This window comes from Catonella sp., assembly GCF_057250765.1.
Genome location: NZ_DBHIEC010000006.1, coordinates 99,855 through 121,399 on the forward strand (window position 1 = coordinate 99,855; position 21,545 = coordinate 121,399).

General features: G+C 38.6%; 17 protein-coding genes. 1 reads left to right on the forward strand and 16 read right to left on the reverse strand.

All coding sequences use genetic code 11. The annotated features are described in order from the left end of the window. Positions 1 to 51 precede the first annotated feature (51 nt). The 14 genes from ACO6HM_RS04745 to ACO6HM_RS04810 form a co-directional block, all read right to left on the reverse strand. The gene (locus ACO6HM_RS04745; RefSeq protein ID WP_485390002.1) at positions 52 to 981 is read right to left on the reverse strand and encodes a hypothetical protein; all 930 of its coding nucleotides are present in this window, start codon (positions 979 to 981) and stop codon (positions 52 to 54) included. An 83-nt stretch (positions 982 to 1,064) separates the two neighbouring features. After that, positions 1,065 to 1,349 carry a hypothetical protein gene (locus tag ACO6HM_RS04750; protein ID WP_485390003.1) on the reverse strand — a complete coding sequence of 95 codons (285 nt, stop codon included), beginning with the start codon at positions 1,347 to 1,349 and terminating at the stop codon, positions 1,065 to 1,067. Continuing rightward, positions 1,342 to 4,563: a carbamoyl-phosphate synthase large subunit gene (gene carB / locus ACO6HM_RS04755; RefSeq protein WP_485390004.1), complete on the reverse strand. Its 3,222-nt coding sequence runs from the start codon at positions 4,561 to 4,563 to the stop codon at positions 1,342 to 1,344. Before carB ends, ACO6HM_RS04750 begins: the two co-directional genes overlap by 8 nt. Beyond that, positions 4,547 to 5,698 carry a carbamoyl phosphate synthase small subunit gene (locus ACO6HM_RS04760; RefSeq protein ID WP_485390005.1) on the reverse strand — a complete coding sequence of 384 codons (1,152 nt, stop codon included), beginning with the start codon at positions 5,696 to 5,698 and terminating at the stop codon, positions 4,547 to 4,549. The genes carB and ACO6HM_RS04760 overlap by 17 nt, the downstream gene beginning before the upstream one ends. Before the next feature lie 178 nt (positions 5,699 to 5,876). Further along, entirely contained in the window at positions 5,877 to 6,992 is a 1,116-nt protein-coding gene (locus tag ACO6HM_RS04765; protein ID WP_485390006.1) for a right-handed parallel beta-helix repeat-containing protein, read from the reverse strand. Between the two features lie 56 nt (positions 6,993 to 7,048). Then, positions 7,049 to 8,002 (reverse strand): hypothetical protein, encoded by a 954-nt coding sequence (locus ACO6HM_RS04770; protein WP_485390007.1) that lies wholly within the window; start codon positions 8,000 to 8,002, stop codon positions 7,049 to 7,051. Positions 8,003 to 8,122: 120 nt separating this feature from the next. Beyond that, a complete protein-coding gene (locus tag ACO6HM_RS04775) occupies positions 8,123 to 9,886 on the reverse strand; it encodes a CDP-glycerol glycerophosphotransferase family protein (protein ID WP_485390008.1) in 1,764 nt (587 codons plus the stop codon). A gap of 38 nt (positions 9,887 to 9,924) precedes the next feature. Continuing rightward, the gene (locus ACO6HM_RS04780; protein ID WP_485390009.1) at positions 9,925 to 10,953 is read right to left on the reverse strand and encodes an alcohol dehydrogenase catalytic domain-containing protein; all 1,029 of its coding nucleotides are present in this window, start codon (positions 10,951 to 10,953) and stop codon (positions 9,925 to 9,927) included. Between the two features lie 3 nt (positions 10,954 to 10,956). Beyond that, positions 10,957 to 11,667 (reverse strand): IspD/TarI family cytidylyltransferase, encoded by a 711-nt coding sequence (locus ACO6HM_RS04785; protein ID WP_485390010.1) that lies wholly within the window; start codon positions 11,665 to 11,667, stop codon positions 10,957 to 10,959. 9 nt (positions 11,668 to 11,676) lie between these two features. Continuing rightward, a complete protein-coding gene (locus ACO6HM_RS04790; protein WP_485390011.1) occupies positions 11,677 to 13,443 on the reverse strand; it encodes a CDP-glycerol glycerophosphotransferase family protein in 1,767 nt (588 codons plus the stop codon). Between the two features lie 54 nt (positions 13,444 to 13,497). Next, the gene (locus ACO6HM_RS04795; RefSeq protein WP_485390012.1) at positions 13,498 to 14,091 is read right to left on the reverse strand and encodes an XTP/dITP diphosphatase; all 594 of its coding nucleotides are present in this window, start codon (positions 14,089 to 14,091) and stop codon (positions 13,498 to 13,500) included. Next, positions 14,091 to 15,380: an N-acetylmuramoyl-L-alanine amidase family protein gene (locus ACO6HM_RS04800; protein ID WP_485390013.1), complete on the reverse strand. Its 1,290-nt coding sequence runs from the start codon at positions 15,378 to 15,380 to the stop codon at positions 14,091 to 14,093. The genes ACO6HM_RS04795 and ACO6HM_RS04800 overlap by 1 nt, the downstream gene beginning before the upstream one ends. Positions 15,381 to 15,486: 106 nt before the next feature. Continuing rightward, positions 15,487 to 16,644: a THUMP domain-containing class I SAM-dependent RNA methyltransferase gene (locus ACO6HM_RS04805; RefSeq protein ID WP_485390014.1), complete on the reverse strand. Its 1,158-nt coding sequence runs from the start codon at positions 16,642 to 16,644 to the stop codon at positions 15,487 to 15,489. A gap of 15 nt (positions 16,645 to 16,659) precedes the next feature. Next, the gene (locus ACO6HM_RS04810; protein WP_485390015.1) at positions 16,660 to 17,928 is read right to left on the reverse strand and encodes a S1C family serine protease; all 1,269 of its coding nucleotides are present in this window, start codon (positions 17,926 to 17,928) and stop codon (positions 16,660 to 16,662) included. A 156-nt stretch (positions 17,929 to 18,084) separates the two neighbouring features. Here ACO6HM_RS04810 and ACO6HM_RS04815 point away from each other — a divergent pair, with 156 nt between their 5' ends. After that, entirely contained in the window at positions 18,085 to 19,485 is a 1,401-nt protein-coding gene (locus ACO6HM_RS04815) for an undecaprenyl-phosphate glucose phosphotransferase (protein ID WP_485390016.1), read from the forward strand. 108 nt (positions 19,486 to 19,593) lie between these two features. On the opposite strand, the gene ACO6HM_RS04820 is transcribed toward ACO6HM_RS04815, so the two are convergent. Continuing rightward, positions 19,594 to 20,745 (reverse strand): CDP-glycerol glycerophosphotransferase family protein, encoded by a 1,152-nt coding sequence (locus ACO6HM_RS04820; protein WP_485390017.1) that lies wholly within the window; start codon positions 20,743 to 20,745, stop codon positions 19,594 to 19,596. 20 nt (positions 20,746 to 20,765) lie between these two features. Beyond that, the gene (locus tag ACO6HM_RS04825; protein ID WP_485390018.1) at positions 20,766 to 21,542 is read right to left on the reverse strand and encodes an ABC transporter permease; all 777 of its coding nucleotides are present in this window, start codon (positions 21,540 to 21,542) and stop codon (positions 20,766 to 20,768) included. Positions 21,543 to 21,545 lie beyond the last annotated feature (3 nt).

Here is a 21,545-nt window from a genome sequence, read left to right on the forward strand (position 1 = left end):
ATAGATAGACCACAGATAATAGTACTTCTGTGACCTTTATAATCTCTATATTTAATAAACGTTACCAAACATATTCATGTAGTTCATATTACCAAATATACTTGAATATATGCTAGATAAGATGCTTCTTCCTAAAATATCAAGCAATAGGATAACTATACAAACAATAATAAGCTGAAGTAAAAGACCAATTCTGTAGGTCTTAACAAAATTCTCTTCAAAAGCTATGTAAGCAATAACTACTGATGACATAATATTGTTTACCAGCAAAAACGCAAGACAAATACCGGAAAGCATGAATAATGAAAGCGACATAAATATCACAACAAGAAACAGAATTATCATATCTAAAATCGCAGTCAGACTACAAAGTCCAAGTACTGATAAGTATGACACCGGTTTTGTCTGCTTCTTAGCGAAAATGAATACTCCAAAAGCATATACCGCTTTTATGGCTAAGTAAAATACGATTAAGAAAAACGCTATCTTAAACTTTGTAAATGCATCAAATACAGGATAATTAACCATTATTATGAAAAATATAAACATAATAAAGGCCGATATACCGCCTGCAACCAGCTGACTTAGCTTATCTTTCTCTGCAAATGATGATTTTAATGCCTCAAAAGGATTCATTAAAAATGATTTGGTTACGCCTAAGGCATCTTTCAATATCTTAGCTACATCAATATTTAAGCTCTTTCCCGCAGAACTTCCAGCCTGTCTGGTACTTCCTGCATTCTGCGCAGGAAGAGGTGCGTTGTTAACTGCACTTACGGACTCATTGGCCTTTACCTCGATATCTTTAGTTACTTCAGGAGCACTGTTAGCATCAGCATTTACAGGTGCCTCCACTACAGGATTTGCTGACTCGCTCACACTTGATGCAGCCTTTTCCTGTCTATCTTTTACAGCTCCGTCACAGTTACATTCCTGTCCATCCTCTATAGGATTTCCACAAAACTTACAAAACCTTCCCATATCTTTCCTCCAAGAATAATATTCCAAAATTATCTACCAAATGAACCTAATCCAAAGGTAAATAATTTGGGTGTTTAGATTGATTATAACATTGTTGTATTTATCCAGTCAACCACCTGTTCTAACCCATAAGGAGTGAAAGCAAATTCTTTAGTAAGAAGCTCCTCTTCAGGGGTCTTCTCAAAGGCTAGAACATCTTTCCAAAGAAAAGCCTTGAAGACTACCTCCTTTGTAGGCTCAGTTCCCTCTTCTCCCAGTATTTCCTTTTCAAGCCTTACGATTCTGTATCTCTTACCGTTATCACTGCCGGTAAATGGCTTTTTATAAGTATAGTAGTTAAAAGACAGAACATCCTTTATATCAACCATTGGTATTTCCTCTTCTTGCAACCGTTGCTATGTCAATCATTTCAAGCTCATCTTTATGAGAATTTGTTAAACTCCTAAGAAGGGCTGTAGCTGTATCAAGCGCAGTAATAACAGAAACACCTGTTTCTATAGCAACTCGTCTGATGAGGAAGCCGTCCTTAGACTTTCCTGCCCCCTTAGAAGGTGTGTCTATAACAAGGTCAATATTGTGTGCAAGTAAGAGGTCCATAAGCGTAGGCGCAGCCTGCTCAAGCTTGTTTACCTGAGTTACCTCAACACCGTTATTCTTAAGTACCTCAGCAGTACCTCTGGTAGCATATATCTCATAGCCAAGCTTGTTAAATCCTGCAGCTATAGGCACGATTTCCTTCTTGTCCTCATCACACACTGTAATTATCATCTTCTTGTGAATAGGAAGGTCAATTCCCGCTCCAAGGAAGGCCTTAAAGAGAGCCTCATCAAAAGTTTTTGCTATACCAAGACACTCTCCTGTAGACTTCATCTCAGGTCCTAAGGAAATCTCAGCTCCTCTTAGCTTTTCAAAGGAGAATACAGGCATCTTCACTGCCACATAAGGAGCTTCCTTCTGAAGTCCCGGCTCGAAACCGAGATTTCTTATCTTTTCTCCCATAATAACCTTGGCAGCAAGCTCAACTATAGGGATACCTGTTACCTTGCTTATATATGGTACTGTACGGCTTGAACGAGGATTTACCTCTATAACATACACTTCATTCTCATAGATGATGAACTGAATATTGACAAGTCCTATTACGTGAAGGCTCTTTGCAAGCTTCCTTGTATAGTCCTCTATCCTTTCTATAAGCTCTGCCGATATATTCTGTGAAGGATAAACTGAAATACTATCTCCTGAGTGTATGCCTGCTCTTTCAATATGCTGCATTATACCCGGAATCAAGATGTCCTCGCCGTCACAAACTGCATCTACTTCAAGCTCCTCACCCATAAGATACTTGTCTACAAGGATAGGATGCTCCTGAACATTACGATTTATTATGTCTATATACTCCCTTATATCAGAGTCAGATATGGCTATTCTCATTCCGGCACCACCAAGTACATAAGAAGGGCGGACAAGCACAGGGTAGCCAAGCCTATTAGCTACTTCCACAGCCTCGTCAGCTGTAAATACCGTTCCACCTGAAGCTCTTGGTATACCTGTTTCATTTAAGATATTGTCAAATATCTCTCTATCCTCTGCTGCATCTACATCTTCTGCAGATGTTCCCAGTATCTTTACTCCCATCTCCATAAGAGCCTTGGTAAGACCTATAGCTGTCTGTCCTCCAAACTGAACTACTGCTCCATAAGGCTTCTCAAGCTCTACTACATTTCTTACATCTTCAGGAGTAAGAGGCTCAAAGTAAAGCTTATCAGCTATATCAAAGTCAGTACTTACTGTTTCAGGGTTGTTGTTTATGATGATGGTCTCATATCCTGCCTTTGAAAACGCCCATACACAGTGTACTGAGCAGAAGTCAAACTCGATACCCTGACCGATTCTTATTGGACCTGAACCAAGTACAAGCACCTTCTTCTTATCTGTAACTGAGGTATTCTCGTTTTCTCCGTCAAAGCAGGAATAATAATAAGGTGTAACTGCTTCAAACTCAGCAGCACAGGTATCTACCATCTTGAAGCCCGCAATGATATTTTCTTTTATTCTACAATCGTAGATTTCTTTTTCAGTCTTGCCGGTAAGCTTTGCAATGACCTTATCAGGGAATTCCATACGCTTTGCCTCAAATAAAAGCTCCTTTGTAAGCTCCTCATTTTTAAGGCGAAGCTCACATCTTACAAGACGCTCTATCTTGTCTATGAACCACTCGTCTATCTTTGTTATACTATGAATGTACTCAGGAGTAATCCCCCTTCTGATAGCCTCAGCTATAAGGAATATTCTTCTGTCATCTACTTTTTGAAGCTCATCCTTGATATCCTCATCAGTAAAGCCCTCGTAGTAATTGACTATGAGGCTGTCTACATGCTGCTCTAAGGAGCGGATTGCCTTCATAAGAGCACCTTCAAAGTTGGTACAGATACTCATAACCTCACCGGTAGCCTTCATCTGAGTTGTAAGTGTTCTCTTGGCAGTAATGAACTTATCAAAAGGAAGTCTGGGTATCTTAACAACCACATAGTCAAGTGCAGGCTCAAAGCTTGCAAATGTTCTTCCTGTAACAGCATTCTTAATCTCATCAAGGGTGTAGCCAAGTGCAATCTTAGCTGCTACCTTAGCTATAGGATAGCCTGTAGCCTTTGAGGCAAGGGCAGATGAACGGCTAACTCTAGGGTTTACCTCTATAACGCAGTATTCAAAGGTATGAGGGTTAAGGGCATACTGCACATTACAGCCACCTGTGATTCCAAGCTCATCTATTATGTTCAGAGCAGAAGTTCTTAGCATCTGGTGCTCTTTATCAGAAAGTGTCTGAGATGGAGCGACTACTATACTATCACCTGTATGAACTCCAACCGGGTCAAGGTTTTCCATGTTGCAGACAGTAATGCAGTTACCTCTGCTGTCTCTCATTACCTCATACTCTATCTCTTTCCAGCCTGCGATTGAACGCTCAATAAGACACTGACCTACTCTTGAAAGCCTAAGTCCGTTCTCACATATAAGTCTAAGTGAAGTCTCATCATCAGCTATTCCACCACCTGAACCACCGAGGGTATAGGCAGGTCTTACAACTATAGGATATCCTATTTCTTTAGCAAATTCTACAGCAGCTTCAACGTCTTCTACTATTGTAGAAGCAGCAACAGGCTCCTTAAGCTTCTCCATAGTATTCTTGAACTCAAGTCTGTCCTCAGCCTTTTTGATAGTTAAAGCAGTTGTGCCTATGAGCCTTACTTTGTTCTCCTTAAGGAAGCCACTCTCCTCAAGCTCCATAGCGAGGTTAAGCCCTGCCTGTCCTCCAAGTGTCGGGAGGATGCTGTCAGGCTTCTCTTCTTTAATGATTTTCTTAACTACATCTACATTAAGTGGCTCTATATATACCTTATCCGCAATATCCTTATCTGTCATGATTGTAGCAGGGTTGGAGTTAACAAGTACAACCTCTATACCTTCTTCTTTAAGGGAACGGCAGGCCTGAGTACCTGCATAGTCAAATTCAGCGGCCTGTCCGATAACGATAGGACCTGAACCTAAAACCATTACTTTTTTAATATCAGCTATTCTTGGCATCACTAACCTCCCTTAAAAATTCATCAAACAAATATCCTGTATCAAGCGGTCCTGAGCAAGCCTCCGGATGAAACTGCACAGTAAATATTCTCTTTCCTGTGTAACGTATACCCTCAACAGTACCGTCATTTACATTTATAAAGCTTGTAGTTGCAACCTCCTCAGGCATACTCTTGTCAACCACCATGTAGCCATGATTCTGAGTAGAAATATATACTCTTCCTGTAGAAAGGTCTTTTACAGGATGATTTGCTCCCCTGTGTCCGTACTTCATCTTCTCTGTCCTTGCACCCTTGGCAAGAGCCATAAGCTGGTGTCCGAGGCAGATACCAAAGATAGGGATGTCTCCCTCAAAAAGCTTCTTAAGCTCCTCTATTATATCAGTACATTCAGCCGGATCTCCAGGTCCGTTGCTAAGCATAATTCCATCAGGCTTATCCCTAAATATCTCTTCTGCCTTGGTATTCTGTGGATAAACCGTTACCTCACAGCCTCTTCTTAAAAGAGAATCCACTATGTTCTTCTTGGCACCGAAGTCCATAAGGGCAATCTTATACTTTGCCTCTGTAACAAAGTCATTCTTAAACTGGAATTCAGGCTTAAATACCTTGTCAGGTCTTCTTGCAAATCTAGGTTCAAATATCTCCTTTTCTTTGCAAGATACCCGCTCAACCACTCCTTCTACCCTGTAGCGCTTAATTTTATTCAAAATATTAGCACTTCCAAGTTTTGTTTCGTCAGTAGTTATCATACCGTTCATGGTACCACTTTCACGAAGAATCCTTGTAAGTGCCCTGGTGTCAATGCCATAAATGCCTGTAATTCCCTGATCAACTAAAAATCTTGACAGAGAATCATCATTTCTAAAATTAGAGGCTTTTCCTGCTATTTCACGAACTATAAAACCATCAGGCTGAGCTTTTTTTGACTCCATGTCCTGATAATTAATACCATAATTACCAATCAAAGGATAGGTCATTGTAACTGCCTGTCCAGCGTAACTAGGATCGGTAAGTATCTCAAGATAGCCTGTCATGGAAGTATTGAAAACTATTTCACTTATAACTTCTTTTCTGGCACCAAAAGATTCTCCCATAAATACCGTTCCGTCTTCAAGAATCAAATATGCTTTCATCATTTCCTCCAAATCTTACTTTGCAAACTACACCACTTTTGGCAAAAGAAAAAGGAAGAACAAAAGTTTTAATTTCGCTCTTCCTCCTCCTTTCTATTTATGCCCAAATTGTTAGAATTGTAGCACATAAATTCAATTAATTCAAGTATAAAACTCAAATAATTTTTCCCATCTTTTATTATTTATCCTTATAAGTCTTGATGGTATTCGACTTAATCACAATTTTGTTAATGCTCTGCTCCTTAGCATGGATTGCAACATCCTTTCCTGCCTTACAGAAAAGCTTGTTCTTCTCAATTACAGCCTTGCCAAATTTTACTCCTGAATGAGAATAAACCATAACAGCCTGCCTGCCACCATACACTGTATTGCCACTAATCTTAAACTCAGCCTTTTTTAGAGCTTTATCCTTTGAAAATGTAGTTATATGCAAACCGACAGTATATGCATCACCAATTCCTTTTCTAAGGCTTCTTATCTTATTATTCTTAACCACAGCTGATTTGGTATTAAAAAGTACAACTCCTTCTCCGTTGAGACCGGTTATATTATTACCTATGAGTGTGATATTTTCATGAATAGCATTGATTGCATCTTTATCCTTTGTATAATTGGCGACTACACCCCGGCAGCCAACTATCTTACATTTTTTAATTGTAACATTCTTGCAACCTGCCTTATTCCATAGCGACTTAGTTAAGCTAGTTATAAATGGTACACTTTTCAAATAAGGTGCTGTCCCTGATGTAGCAACATCCAACTGAACAGCCTCTTCCGTCATTGATTCTGCCTTTCCCAGTCCTGCTATATCACAGTTTTCCATAAACACATCTTTACAGGCTACAAATTCAAAACTATGGCCTAATAAATTGGCTGACCTAACTTTCATATTTTTAAGAGTTATATCATTTGCATGAGTGAACTTAAAGGATGAGCCTGTGTATCCACTGCCTTCCGACTTCCAAGTACCACCGATAATGGTAACATTTGATAAAGAATTGTAGTCAGTTTCGTCAGGTATATTGTAGGCAATAGGCCTTTCACAAATTATGGTTGCTCCTTCAGCATTAATAGTCATGTTGCTTCTTAAAACAATGGACTTCTCAAGTCTATAGGTCTCACCTTTTTTAAGAGTAACACTCCCCAGCGAATCCAATTCCTGCTGGATAGCATTAGAATCGTCGATCCCATTAGCTTCGACTACAGCTGAAGCTTTTATGCTGTCTGTCTCACCAAAGCATAAAGCCACCATAAGTACGATTCCACCGCATAGTAGAGCATTTTTAATTCTCATCTTTAATTCTCCATATTTATATATCAGATACAATTTTCAAAATATAAAAATTTCAATTAATATCCGTATTCATCATCATTTCTAACATTTTTTAACTTATAAGCTGTTATAGAGAGTTTTTCATCCTTAAATGCTCCAAACATAGCAGGAACAGCTCCTATTAAAGTAAATGCAAACATTTTTACCAATTCGATAGTATAATTTCTCTCCTTAAATACAGCATCTACAAAATATCCTATCATTTCTTCGATATAAGCCACATCGCCAGGGCTCTGTCTGATTACATATAGGCAAGAATCTAAAATAAATGCTGCAAATGTCATACATATCATAATTATAAGTGAAAGTACGGCGCCTTTTTTGCTTAACTTTCCACCAAGGATGGCATAGCCCTTAACTGTACAAACACCCATAACAATTCCCGAAAGAACTGCAACATATCCTAACTGTCCTACTAAAACTATAACAATAAGACCTATGATACTTCCCAAAAATGCTCCTACAATACCAGTAACAACATTTTCACCTTTTTCGCTTTTTGTGTAATGTCTCTCATTTACAGCTATTTCACGTTTACCATATTCCTCGTCTGTCAGAATTAAAACTTCTCCTCCAACCACACAGAATAAGAGATTGTCAGTTCTTCCGCTGACCTCACAACAGCTTGTAAAACCTGAACTTCTAAGCATCTCAGGAACAGCAGAAACTGCAGCAGAAATGTTTTCAAGATAAGCACCAGTCGTAAGAGGTCTTTTAATAAAAAAGGTAACATCATACTGCTTAACAGTTACTCTTCCTACGGTGTTTATCTGCTTACCAAGCTCCACCATAGTCTGCTTGTCCGGCATACCTCCATTGGTTACGGGAACTACAAGTTCGTAGTTCTTCCCATCATTTGTACGGACAAGTTTCATACTATAGCCTGAAACTGTGCCATACCATGAAGCAGATGTTTCATCATACTCCATCCCTTTTGTCTGCAAAAGTTCTGTAATTTTGCCATCAATCATTTCATTAAAACCTTCCCTTCATAATTTTAAGCCTAATCCTTTTGCGCCCGTAATATTATACACGATATAAGAAGAATTTTAAAGCACAAATATTCACAAAAGATGATGAAATAAATTGCACTAATTTTCCATAAGTCTTTTTATGAACTCTGATGCTCTCTTTCCGGACTTACCGTCAAAGTCATCAAAGAAGCCCAGCTTAAATTCTATTATCTTATCAGCTTCAAAGTTCCCACTTGAAAGTGCAGATAATATTTCATCCATGTTTTCCACAAGCTTTCCCGGTATAAAGCTAATATATTCGCAGTAGAAGCCTCTTCTTGATATATACTCATCTAGATCAAAGGCATAAAAGAGCATAGGTATGTCTAAGAGCGCCGCCTCAAATATCACGGATGAATAATCCGTAATAAGAATATCAGTGACAAACAAAAGCTCGTTTAGCTCCTCGTTCTTTGATAGGTCAATGACTCTATCCTTGTACTCATCATCTATAACAGGCTTATTGTTTACGTGAGGATGATGCTTAATTATAATTCTGTATTCATCACCGAATCTTTCAAATATCTTCTTATAATCGAAGCGGTAATGAGGATAGTTGCCCTCTTTTTTGCTTGACCCTCTAAATGTAGGCGCAAAAAGAATAACCTTTTTGTCTTTTAACATAGGATATGTAGAAAATATTTTTGCTCTTATTTCCCTCTTATAGGCTTCATCAAAGAAGATATCAGTTCTTGGAACTCCTGTACCAATAACCCTGTCAACATTCATCCCAAATGCTTCAGCATAATGCTTTGCTACTTTCCTTGAACTTACCAGACAATAATCGTAGGTTCTGTGAGAACGGGCGTCTTGCGGCCAACACCCTTCTCTGCTTAATCTGCTAAAGCCAAAGGCCTTGAATGCTCCACAGGCATGCCACACCTGAATAAGATAGTTATCCTTACGCTTTCTTATCTCATAGACCGAACGAATATAATCATCAATTAAAATGACCTTTGACGCTGCAAGGTAATAACCGTACTTAAAGCAGGATATGAAGCTTTCCTTCGTATCAAGCACAGTCTTTATATCAATATTTTTATCTTTGATAAGCTCTGCATAAATACTTTCATAGTTACCGCTTATACTATTTCTACGGTTTGATATAAAGGTAATTCGGTTTTCCTTTAGCCTAAAAGGCTTAAACAGATAAAACCCAAACTTAGTCATCAGATTCTTAAACGTACTGAGTCCTATAGTTCTATCCATAATAAGCTCTGTACGCCATCTGATATGTTCTATAACCCCCATTATTTTCTTATATTTTTTGGGGGAAGCTGTTGTTATAAGTCCTATAGCCTCAAGCATTGCCTCGATGGTAAAAATTGGTATAAAAATGACAGCCAGAATAAAGAGTATAAAACTCCACGCAAATGAAATCATCCCATTTAATAAAACAGGAATCACATTTGCACTACCTTTATCACCTGCTGTCCTTATTAACTTAATACTTAATCCATCATTGGCGAGTGAAACCAAATACTGTCTTGAAGATATAATTTTTAATTCATCAGGTTTATCTAAGATTATATCGGTATATGTATCACCGCCATACGTAAGTTCAAGCTTTACTTCTATATTTTCAGGCTTATCATGGTCAATGTACAGGTCTTTTATGGAATAGCTGTAGCCCGCCAGAATAAAGAATCTCTTCATATTCATTTCCGGCAGGTAAGTCTTTATAGGGACGGGAAGCCTTCTGTATTTACTGCCTGAGGTAAAAATGATGGTAACGATAGGGTTTCTAACCTCCGGATTATAATTACCTCTTACCTTAACATCTATGTTTAATGTAGTTTCCGTTACATTCAACTTAAGTATATTTATCTCAAAACGTTCCAAAAACTACCTCCTCATCCCTACAATACATACTTAACAGCTTACTTATCCCATTCCATTATAGTCTTTCCACCGGGCTTTTGTATATCAAGTTCAAATGCCCGATTCATGTCTGTCATATTCCTTACAGGCACTATATTATTTATAATATTGCTTAAGTAATTAACCATCCAAGGATTTTCACTAAGCATGTTAACAGTCATCTTAAAGTCATCGCGTCCGCTCCTGCTGCTTCCAAAAAGCTTCAGTCCTTTTTCAAGCACCATTCTGGTATTGATAGGGACAGGATACTCAGATACTCCGAGTAAAGATATAGTCCCTTCAGGATTAATAAAATCAATCATCTGCTCAATCGCCTGGCCGCTCGCAGCGTTACCCACGCACTCAAAGGCATGGTCAAAGCTTAGGTTCTTTAGTTCACCTGCCACGTTATATGTGTTGTCTGCAAATGAAAAGCTCGCCAGCTTATCATCATTTACACCAAAAATTGACAGCTTAGAGTCAGGCAGCATTGACTTTAGAAAAATACCTGTAATAAAGCCTAAGTTACCGTCTCCAAAGATAGCAATATTATCTCTCCTGCCATGTGAGAAATTCTTAAATCTAAGAATCGCATGCACACTTACACTCATTAACTCAATAAATGCAGCCACATGGTTATCAATCCCTTCAGGTACCTTCACTACCCTGTCTGCATCAAGAGCAACCAAGTCCTGCATAAATCCATCAAAACCACTTGCTCTAAACTTAGAACTCCTAAGGTAGTTTTCCGCTATATACTCGTCCTTTTCCACAGGTGTATTGGGTATCATAACAACTTTGTCGCCCACTTTTACCTTGTCAGAGCAGGACTGAACCACCACACCTATAGACTCATGTATAAGCGCCATAGGAAGTTTTTTATTAAGTATGGCTGCCGGACGAAGTCCCTGATAGTATCTCTGGTCTGCGTGGCAGATAGATAGAAACTGAGGTCTTACTATGACCTGATTATCCTTAAATAACTGGATATCCGAAAATGCCACCTCAAACCTTCTGGGTGCAACCAACCTATATACGGTATTTAGCATATTTTACTCCCTGTCTGTGTTAATCAAAGTTTCAGCTACTGTTAGATCATAAGGATAGGTAATCTTGATATTAAACACTTCTCCCCTTACAAGATGTACAGCCTCTCCCTTCAGCAGATATATCTTAGCTGCATCTGTAAGTATAGCCTTTTCCTCATCTGTAAGTGACGAATAGAGCTCCTTTAGGCGCTTCGCCCTAAAGCTCTGAGGAGTCTGTCCCTGATACACCTTAGAGCGGTCAGGAATACTGCTTATCTTCTCTCCGTCTAAGCTCTCCACTATTGTATCAGTAGCAGGGATAACTGTATCGCAGGCACCCACCTTAACAGCAGCCTCTATATTATCCATAATTATTCTGTGTGTAACAAAAGGTCTAACTGCATCATGGGTTACAATGATGGTATCATCATCAAGAGTAAACTTCTCTTCTATGTAGTTAATGGCATTCATAATGGTTGAATTTCTGTCACTTCCTCCTGCCATAACCTCAACCTTCTCAATCCCCTGAAGATGCTTGTTGATTATATCCTTTGTATAGCTTATCCAGCTTTCAGGAACAAGAACTATAATCTTTTCAAACTTCTCATTTACCACAAACTTCTCAATCGTATGTAGTATAATAGGCTTGCCGCCTACATTAAGATATTGTTTTGGCTTTTCAGCATTTCCCATTCTACTGCCTATACCACCTGCGCAAATAACTGCAAATACCATAATAACCTCCTATTTATCAAGTAAACTAACAACTAAATCGGCTACTCTCTGTCCCGCCTTACCGTCTAACTCGTCAAAGAACTTGTGCTTAAATGCATCTATCTTCTCGCTCTCAAAGTCCTTCTTGTCTATGGCTTCAATGAGCGAATCCATATTGTAGACTATCTTGCCCGGTACAAAGGAGTCGTATTCATAATAAAATCCTCTGGTTGCAATATAATTCTGCAAATCAAAAGAATAAAACAACATCGGAATATCAAGGAGGCTCGCTTCAAATACCACTGATGAATAATCAGTTATAAGCACATCAGTAACGAATAAAAGTTCATTTAACTCTTCATTTTCTGACATGTCAATGATTTTACCTTCATATTCCGCAGGAATCTCCACTCTGTTATTCACAAAAGGATGATGCTTTATTATAATAACATATTCTCCTTTAAAATGCTCATATAATTTTATAAAGTCAAAACGGTTCTCAGGATAAAATCCTGATTTTTTACCATTCCCTCTAAAGGTAGGAGCAAATAGAATTACCTTTTTATCCTTTAGTTCAGGGTATTTACTATAGATTTCACTTCTTGCCTTTTCTTTATATTCCTTGCTAAAGAAGACGTCAGTTCTTGGAACCCCGGTAGGAACCACCTTTTCAAGGGATAGCCCAAATCCTTCCGCATAGTACTTGCATATCTCCGAAGAACTAACTGTACAGAAATCATAGTTTCTATGCGCATTGTTCTTCTGCTTCTGCCCACCCGGTCTTCCAAGCCTGCTAAAACCAAATGTCTTAAACGCACCGCAGGCATGCCACACCTGTATGAGATAGTTGTCTTCTCTTCTTGGAATCTTGTATATAAGCTCTATGTAATCATCTACTAAAAGCACTTTGGCAGTAGCCATATAATAACCATACTTAAAGCAGGTTAAATAACCCTCCGTAGTATCAAATACGGTTCTTATGTCAAGTTTTTTATTGTCTATTAATTTATCATAGATATATTCGTAGTTTCCGCTTATGGCTTCCCTTCTATTTGAGATAAATACTATTCTGTTCTTTTTCACCTTAAATGCCTTAAACAAATCAAATCCGAGTCTTGCAAGACTAAGCTTTAAGTACGCAAAGCTTAGGTTCTTTCTAATTATGCCGCTCACCCTCCACTTTATATGAAAGAGGATTCTCATAAGACCGGTTTTGTTGTTTCTTGGTGCAGGCTTTACACAGTATATAAAGTTAAGCAGTGCTTCAACAACAAATACAGGTATAAGTATAATCGCTGTTACAATAAGTACAATGCTCCAAAGCAGGTTTACTATACTTTGAATAGAATTAACGATGTTATTTCTTATGCTGGTTTCTGTCTCCCCCTGAAGAGGCTTAATCACTATGTCTTGATGTTTCTTACCAAAGGCTACACCATAAAACTCGGAACCATAGATAAGCAAATCGCTGGATTCAGTCATAACAGGGCTTACAAAGAGGTGTTCACCATAAGCTACTTCGATGCTCATCCTCATTTTTTCATTACCATAGTTTTTGAAAAACACCTGATCTAAAAGATAAGAGTAGCCTGCAAAAAAGTCAAAGGTCTTTAAGTCTTCACTTGGGTAATAAGCCTGAATAGGCATGGGAATCCTTCTGTTTTCCTTTCCATTGTCAAATATGACTGTAACCATAGGCTTCCTAACCTTAGGATCATAGTCCCCTCTAACTCTAAGTCCTATCTTAAGACTTGAATTCTCAACAAATAACTCAAATACTTTAACACTTATATCCACTAATACATCCTCTTTCTTTATACGTCTTCTTTCTATATCAATTCAAAGTCCATATCAATCCAAAGTCACAATCAGCTTCTTCATAGCAGTAAGAGCCTTTCCTCTGTGGCTTATCTTATTCTTTTCCCAAGGAGGGAGTTCTGAAGAGGTCTTCCCGTATTCAGGTAAATAAAAGATAGGGTCATATCCAAAGCCGTTTTCTCCTTTTTGCTCATAGCCTATCAGGCCTTCAACAACTCCTCTTTCTACAAACTCCCTGCCATCAGGAAGCACTAAAGAGATAACGCATACAAACCTGGCACTTCTATCTTCGCCCTTTGCCCCACTTAGCTTGTCTATGATATAATTATTCTTATAATCATAGTCTGTATCTCTGCCCAGATATCTGGCAGAATATATACCCGGCTCACCGTTTAAGTAATCTACTTCAAGTCCCGAATCATCGGCAAGTGCAGGAAGTCCGGTAAGCTTTGCTAAAGCCCTTGCCTTGATAAGTGAATTCTCTTCAAAAGTTGTACCATTTTCTTCAATGTCTGCTGTTATACCCATTTCCTTCATAGACACTACTTCAATGGGGAAATCCCCTAGTATCTCTTTTATTTCCTTAACCTTGCCTTCATTAGTAGTTGCAAAAACTATTTTATCCATTATTCCTCATTTTCCTTAAAAGCCTGAACTATAGCCTTGTAAACAGCTTCTGCACAGGCGGTCATTTTTTTATTATTCTGTATAATCTTTAGGTCGTCTTTGTTGGTAAGATATCCTATTTCAACCAAGGCAGACGGCATATTGGTATGCCCTAAAACATAGTACCCGCTGCCTTCAACCACACCTCTGTTTTTTGTTTTAAGCACACTGCAGATGCTCTCTAAGATGAGGGATGCAAACTGCTTAGAACTTACCTTGGTATCTTTAATCTTCTCGTTATAGTGAATCTCAGTTCCCCTTACAGCATTAAAGTCAACAGGACTGCCCATTACAGTATAGTTATTGTTGTGAATGCTTAAAAAGAAGTCAGCATCCAGGCCATTGGCTAAATCAATTCTGGTTCTCCTATAGAGGAAGGTGTCAGTAAGCCTTGTGTAATACACCTTGATATCGTCCTGTTTATCAAAAAGAGCTTTTAACTTCAACCCAAACTTAAGCACTGTATCCTTTTCATACACCTTACTGTCACCACTAAACGTTCCAGCGTCTTTTCCGCCGTGCCCTAAGTCTATTACAAGTATTTTTTTGTAGACATCTTTAGGCCTTCTAAGTGAAATGTAGTAATTATCATCATCTTCGAAAAACTCAGGTACATAGAGCCTGTTGAAGGTAAGAACAAATCTGGTGACATCTTTGTCCTTTCGTTCAATCTTGATATTGGCTACCGGGTCTGGGCTTTCATCCTGATTTTTATTCTCTTTTTCATACTTATCGTAGGCCTCCCTATCATTTTCAGAGGCCTCTGCCTCTCCATTTATAAATGCCATAAGATAAGGAGGAAATACCTGTCCCACAGGTTCTCCGGTAAATTCCTCAGATTTGTTGTATCTTACAACAGAGGAAGTACTGTAAAAGTTCTTGCTCTTATCCCTGATATCCAGATACACTGTTCTATAGTTATACTCATCACTAATCATAGCAAGTCCATCCTCACTGTCCTGCTTAGGTATAACTACATAATTCTCAGGCATCTTCTCTTTGTCAAATACAAAGCCTGCTTCTGCCTTTTCAAATTCACCGGCCAGGGCAGTATCATCATTCTCAATCTCTATATGTGTCTCATCAATGGCAGCGATACTGTCATGTACTTCAAAAGGCTTTGCCCAAAGAGTAGTTCTTTCAACTTTGTTTCCCGAAAAAATAGAGGAAAACAACAGAGCCACTGTCATAATCGAGACACCGGCCGCAGTTATTTTCCTAAGTTCCTTCTTCTTATCTTTCGAGTTCATTTTATTCACTCCAAAACTATAGATTTCATCCTTAAAATCCTAAAAAGCTTTAACATATCCATTATACCGCAATTAGATAGTTTTGCAAGTAAAAATGATAATATATTTACTGACTTGCTCTCTGTCTTGGAGGCTTTGCGCCCTGGTATGAGTAAAAATAGGTTTTCATCATGCCATTGTATATCTTTCTGTTCTTATCAGGCTTCCTTCCAAAATACTTTGGCGCATCTTCAAAGCCTGTAATTATATAATATGACCATTCATCAAGCTTTTGGAATGCCTTTCCCATCTCGCGATAAAGCTGTGGCATGGCTTCTTTTTCTTCAAGCCTCTCTCCATATGGAGGATTGGTTATAATAAAGCCGTATTTTTTAGCACTGCTTATATCTCTCATGTCTCTCTGCTGAAAGTGGATATTTCCCTCAAGTCCCGCTAGGGAGAGGTTCCCCCTTGCAGCATCCAGTGCAGACGTATCCAAATCATAGCCCTGTATGGAAAGCTTTGTTTCTCTGTCAATAAGGTCTTCTGCTTCCTTCTTAGCCTCTTTAAATAGACTCTTTGGAAGGATATTATCCCAGGCCATAGCCTGAAAATCCCTTTTCATTCCCGGTGCAATATTTAGACCTATCATGGCAGCCTCTATAGGTATGGTACCACTTCCACAAAATGGATCGATGAGAAGCCTGTCCTTCTTCCAAGGTGTAAGGCTTATAAGTGCAGCTGCCAGTGTCTCAGTGATAGGGGCTTTAACTGTAAGCCTTCTATAGCCCCTCTTATGAAGCGATTCACCAGACGTATCAAGTCCTACAGTAACCTCATCCTTAAGTATGGTTATTCTAATAGGATATTCACTTCCGTCCTCAGGAAACCTAAGTATGTTGTACTTTCCGGAAAGCCTGTCAACTATAGCCTTCTTTACTATTCTCTGAATGTCGGAAGGAGAAAAAAGCTTACTCTTTATTGAAGAAGCCTTCTTTACCCAGAACTTACCATCTTTGGGGATGAAATTCTCCCAAGGCAGCGCCTTAGTTTTCTCAAAAAGCTCATCAAAGGTAACAGCCTTAAAGCTTCCTACTTTAAGCATAACCCTCTCTGTAGTCCTAAGAAATACATTGCATCTTGCGATGGCCTCTTCATCTCCCTCAAAAGAAACTCTACCATCTACTACTTCCGTTACCTCGTAACCAAGCTCTATTATTTCTCTTTTTAGCACCGCCTCTAAGCCAAAGTGACAGGGTGCAAACAACTCATATTTATTTGTCAAGCAAACCTCCAAAATCTAATTATTTGTTTTCGGCCTTTCGGCAAGTGTTACATTAACATCTTTTTTGACATATTCCCCATTTTCGTATCTGTAAAATGTTACCTTGACCTGTTCGCCTTTTTTCTTACCTAAGATTATAGAGTTAATGGCATCAGATTTCAAGGTTTCATTGTCATTTACTGCCACAATTATATCTCCCTTAATAAGACCTGCTTTCTTTGCCCCTCCATTATCTGCAACATCTGTAATATAGAGTCCGTAAGGCATATTGAAGGATTGGTGTGAAGCATCATCTATTTCCCTATAATATATGCCAAGATATCCTCTTTCAGTATCTGTGATATTTTTCTTGGTTTTAAGTTCATTTATCAGTGGTTTTACTGTAGCCATAGGTATGGCATAGCCCATTCCTTCTACAGCCCTGTCCGAGAATTTGGCGGAGTTGATTCCTACGACTTCGCCGTTAAGGTTTAATAAAGCTCCTCCTGAATTACCGGGATTGATGGCCGCATCAGTCTGTATGAGCTTCATTGTTATATCATTTATATTTACTACCCTGTCTTTGGCACTCACATAGCCTACAGTAAGCGACTGACCGTAACCTAGTGCGTTGCCTATTGCCATAACCATCTGACCTACTTTTATTTCATTCGAATCGCCCAGCCTTGCTACCTTTATTCTATCAAGTGTCTTCTTAGCAAGACTATCAAGCTTTACTTCCACGAGGGCAAGATCTGTATATGCCGCAGTCCCTTTTATTTCTCCCTTTGCAGTGCTTCCATCCTCAAAAGCCACAACAAGCTTTCTAGCCCCGTCTATAACATGGTTATTGGTTATGATATATAAGCTCTTTTGGTCCTTGTCTACTATCACTCCAGAGCCCATATCCTGAGTTTTTCTTGTCTGCTTCCCAAACCAACTTACTATGCTCTCTTCACCTTCAGTAGTTATCGCAACAAGAGAAGGCATTACTTTCTCTACTACATCCGACAAGTCAGACGTCCTGACAGATGCAAGCTTTGAGTCAGTCTCCGTTTTAGGAAGCTTTACATTTTCTTTTCTATCCTGATGTTCTTCTTTATCCCCTTTATTCTCGTTGTTCTTTACAGGTTTTTCTTCATCTGTATTAGATTTGTCACTTACGCCTGTATCCTGGCTCTGCAATATATTAAACTCACTATATCCGGACAATCCAAAGCCGACCATACCTGCAATAATCATAAAAAAAACAATAACGAGTATAAGAAGCCCCTTTGTTGTGCCATTATCCTTTTTCTCTTCCATCTTTATTATTCCTCCTAAAGTAAGAATCATACTGTACTAAGCATATCATAAATATATAAATTTAACCATAGTCTTGTGAAATCTTTGTGTCTTTCCTGGTAGAAATATCTGCATAAATGTACTATAATGGTATCATTAAATCTTAGGAGCACTTCGATGATTAGAGAAAATCAAAAAGTACTTAACAGGGTATATTTACTCTGCGACATACTGATAATAATAATATCCTTTGTATATGCCTGGCTTATAAAGTTTGAAGTATTTCCACCTGAACATACCATGTGGTGGCCTTTAGTCCACTATATGAAATTTTTAATTTACCTGATACCTATCTACCTTGTAATATACTCATTTTCAGGAGTCTACACACCTATGAGGCAGATTAGATTAAGGTTTGAGATGTGGAACTTCTTTAAGGCTAATACCATAGCCATTCTTACCTTTCCTGTACTCCTTTATGTACTTAAGGAAAGTGATATTTCGCGTTCTTTTATTACTATATTTTATGGTGTAAATGTATTCTTTGGCTGGACCTTTCGTTTCTTTTTAAGAAAGCTGCTTCATGCAGCGAGAAGGAAAGGCCTTAACCAGAAACATATGCTGATTGTTGGCTATAGTTCTGCAGCAGAAAGCTATATTGACAGGCTTATTTCCAATCCACAATGGGGATATACTATATTTGGAATTCTGGACGATGACAAGCCAGAGGGCTCAAAGTACCGCAATATAAAAGTCCTTGGAGCCATTTCGGACCTGGAAAAAATATGTGCTTCACACACCCTTGATGAAATTGCCATTACACTTAGACTTCGTGACTATCATAAGCTTGAACATATCGTGGCAGTATGCGAAAAAAGCGGTGTACACACTCAGTTTGTACCTGATTATAACAACGTTATACCTACTACTGCACATACTGAGGATATAGATGGTCTTCCAGTAATCAATATCAGGAATGTACCTCTTAGCAACTCATTTAACAAATTTATCAAGAGGGTTGTTGATATATTCGGGGCAGTATGCATGCTTATTGTATTTGGTATACCAATGCTTATTGTAAGCATACTTGTTAAGCTTACCTCGCCCGGCCCTCTTATCTTTAAGCAGGTAAGAGTAGGTCTGCACAACAAAGAGTTTAACATGTACAAGTTCCGCTCTATGAAGATACAGGATGCAGGAGCCGAAAAGAAGGCATGGACTACCAAAAATGATCCAAGGGTAACCTCAATAGGCAGTTTCATCAGAAAAACCAGTATTGATGAGCTTCCCCAGGTCTTTAATGTGCTTAAGGGGGACATGAGCCTTGTCGGCCCAAGACCTGAACGCCCTTTCTTTGTAGAGAAATTCCAAGAGGAGATTCCACGCTACAATGTTAAGCATCAGGTACGTCCAGGAATAACCGGCTGGGCCCAGGTAAATGGTTTCAGAGGAGATACCTCCATAAGAAAAAGAATAGACTGTGACCTTTATTATATCGAGAACTGGACACTTGGGCTTGATTTTAAGATACTGTTTTTAACCTTCTTTAAGGGCTTTATCAATAAAAACGCTTATTAAAATACCAAAAATCCTCAAAAAGAGGCCACCACGTAATACTTATATTATGTAGCAGCCTCTTTATTCCAGTCTGTTAACCTCTCCGAATGTTCTTATGTGGTGAGGCTCTTACTTCTTTTTAATTGCCTCCTCATACACTCTCATCGCAGACTTACCATCTAACCAATCATAGTATTTATCAAGGAACAACCTTCTACTAAGCCTGGCCTCATTGCTTTCGCTTCCCTCTATATCATTTACAATTATCCTTCCAAGTTCGGTCTCATCAGAAGGCAAAATACCCGGAAGCTCATTTCTATAGTCAAGGTAAAAACCTCTCCCATTCGTTTCAAAATCAAGTATATCATCAGCAAAAAAATACATCGGCTTATCAAGTACAACATAGTCAAAAATAATAGATGAATAATCTGTTATTAACCCATCAGAGACAACCATAAGTTCATTTAAGTCCTTATAGTCTGATATATTTATTACCCTGGCAGGTAAATTACTCCCCTTAAATGCCCTGCTTACATATGGATGAAGCTTAAGAAATATAAGATAATCGCAAGGAAGCGTCTCTGCAAGCTTCGATACATTCATATGGAGCTTTGGAGCATCCGTTTCATTGTCCCTAAAGGTTGGCGCATATAGGATTATCTTTTTGTCCTTCAAGCTGCCCACCATAAATTTTTCTATCTTTTCTCTTATGTCCCGGATTTTTTTAGCCCTGTTTTTATCAGACAAAAGTGTCAGGAGCCAATCAGTTCTTGGAAGCCCTGTGGCGTATACTTTTGATTCCGGTAAGCCAAAAGCTCCGGCATATTCACGTACAAGCCCGGCTGAATTAACAAAGAGACAGTCAATGTTTGCGTTATGTCTTCTTTCTAATTCCCTTAATCTCCCTGTATTGCTGTCCTGTCCGAACTTTTTGATGCTTCCTGTTCCATGCCAGAGCTGAAGCACCTTTGTTTCCTTTCTCACCTTAAAGAAGGACATAGGCATAAATGCGTTGTCCATAAGGATAATCTCTGCTCTACTCATTACAAACGGCAGTACAAAAAGGAGATGAAAATAAGCTCTCCTCTCTTCCTTAGACACGTAGTAAAAGCTATATTTACCCACCTTGCTTAGATACTTGGTAAGAGTCCTGATATTTCCGCTTGGAGATTCATCATGTGTCATTATGGAGAACACAAAATTCTTTTTGATGGGAAGAATCGAACCAAACTTGTAGTTAAATGCAAACAAGGCATAGCTTAATTCTTTTATTTTCATCATTTGCCACTTCTTTAGTTTTGTTAAATGTTTAAGATAAACTCATCCTGCTTTTTGTAGAATACAAAAAGGCCAACAACCACACTTACAGCTGCGACTCCCACCGAATAATAAAGGCTCCATCTATCGATGCTGCTGCCATAAATCGCATTTCTAAAGTTGGCTATACAGGCGTATACAGGGTTATATGTAATAATCCAGCCGTAACCATTCTTAATAACCTTCGCAGGATTATAGAAGATAGCTGATGAATACATTATAAGCATAAGCATTACATCCCACAGATACTCCAGGTCCCTGAAAAATACAGCCATAGTAGCAAGCACCATACCCACACCTATTGTCATAAACAAAAGTGTTATGAGAGGTATGATTGCAGCAAATATATGTTTTGTAGGATATACACCTAAAACCAGTGAAACAACCACCAGTACAGTAAGCGATATCATAAATATCAGATAGTTGGCTATGATTGAAGCAAATGGATATATGTATTTGGGTACATACACCTTCTTGATAATGGATGCATTACTCCTAATTGACTTGCAGGCCGCCTTTGTACCTGATGAGAAAAAGCTGTACAAAAGCCTTCCTGAAAGGACATATATAGGGAATGACCTGTCACTCTTGCCATAAAACCCGGAAAACACAACAGTTAAAACTATCATGGTTAAAAGTGGCTCAAGCAGAGTCCACAATATACCAAGATAAGAACGTCTGTATTTTAGCTTGATATCCTTCTTCACAAGTTCAAGCAGTAAAAATCTGAACTTTTTAAAATTCTTTATTACTCTAAGCACAAG

Coding starts and splice junctions, on each gene's coding strand:
- ACO6HM_RS04800 (WP_485390013.1), bottom strand. CDS start 15,380: ATGAACTCGAAAGATAAGAAGAAGGAACTTAGGAAAATAACTGCGGCC.
- ACO6HM_RS04745 (WP_485390002.1), bottom strand. CDS start 981: ATGGGAAGGTTTTGTAAGTTTTGTGGAAATCCTATAGAGGATGGACAG.
- ACO6HM_RS04780 (WP_485390009.1), bottom strand. CDS start 10,953: ATGCTAAATACCGTATATAGGTTGGTTGCACCCAGAAGGTTTGAGGTG.
- ACO6HM_RS04760 (WP_485390005.1), bottom strand. CDS start 5,698: ATGAAAGCATATTTGATTCTTGAAGACGGAACGGTATTTATGGGAGAA.
- ACO6HM_RS04770 (WP_485390007.1), bottom strand. CDS start 8,002: ATGATTGATGGCAAAATTACAGAACTTTTGCAGACAAAAGGGATGGAG.
- ACO6HM_RS04785 (WP_485390010.1), bottom strand. CDS start 11,667: ATGGTATTTGCAGTTATTTGCGCAGGTGGTATAGGCAGTAGAATGGGA.
- ACO6HM_RS04750 (WP_485390003.1), bottom strand. CDS start 1,349: ATGGTTGATATAAAGGATGTTCTGTCTTTTAACTACTATACTTATAAA.
- ACO6HM_RS04810 (WP_485390015.1), bottom strand. CDS start 17,928: ATGGAAGAGAAAAAGGATAATGGCACAACAAAGGGGCTTCTTATACTC.
- carB (WP_485390004.1), bottom strand. CDS start 4,563: ATGCCAAGAATAGCTGATATTAAAAAAGTAATGGTTTTAGGTTCAGGT.
- ACO6HM_RS04815 (WP_485390016.1), top strand. CDS start 18,085: ATGATTAGAGAAAATCAAAAAGTACTTAACAGGGTATATTTACTCTGC.
- ACO6HM_RS04820 (WP_485390017.1), bottom strand. CDS start 20,745: ATGATGAAAATAAAAGAATTAAGCTATGCCTTGTTTGCATTTAACTAC.
- ACO6HM_RS04765 (WP_485390006.1), bottom strand. CDS start 6,992: ATGAGAATTAAAAATGCTCTACTATGCGGTGGAATCGTACTTATGGTG.
- ACO6HM_RS04795 (WP_485390012.1), bottom strand. CDS start 14,091: ATGGATAAAATAGTTTTTGCAACTACTAATGAAGGCAAGGTTAAGGAA.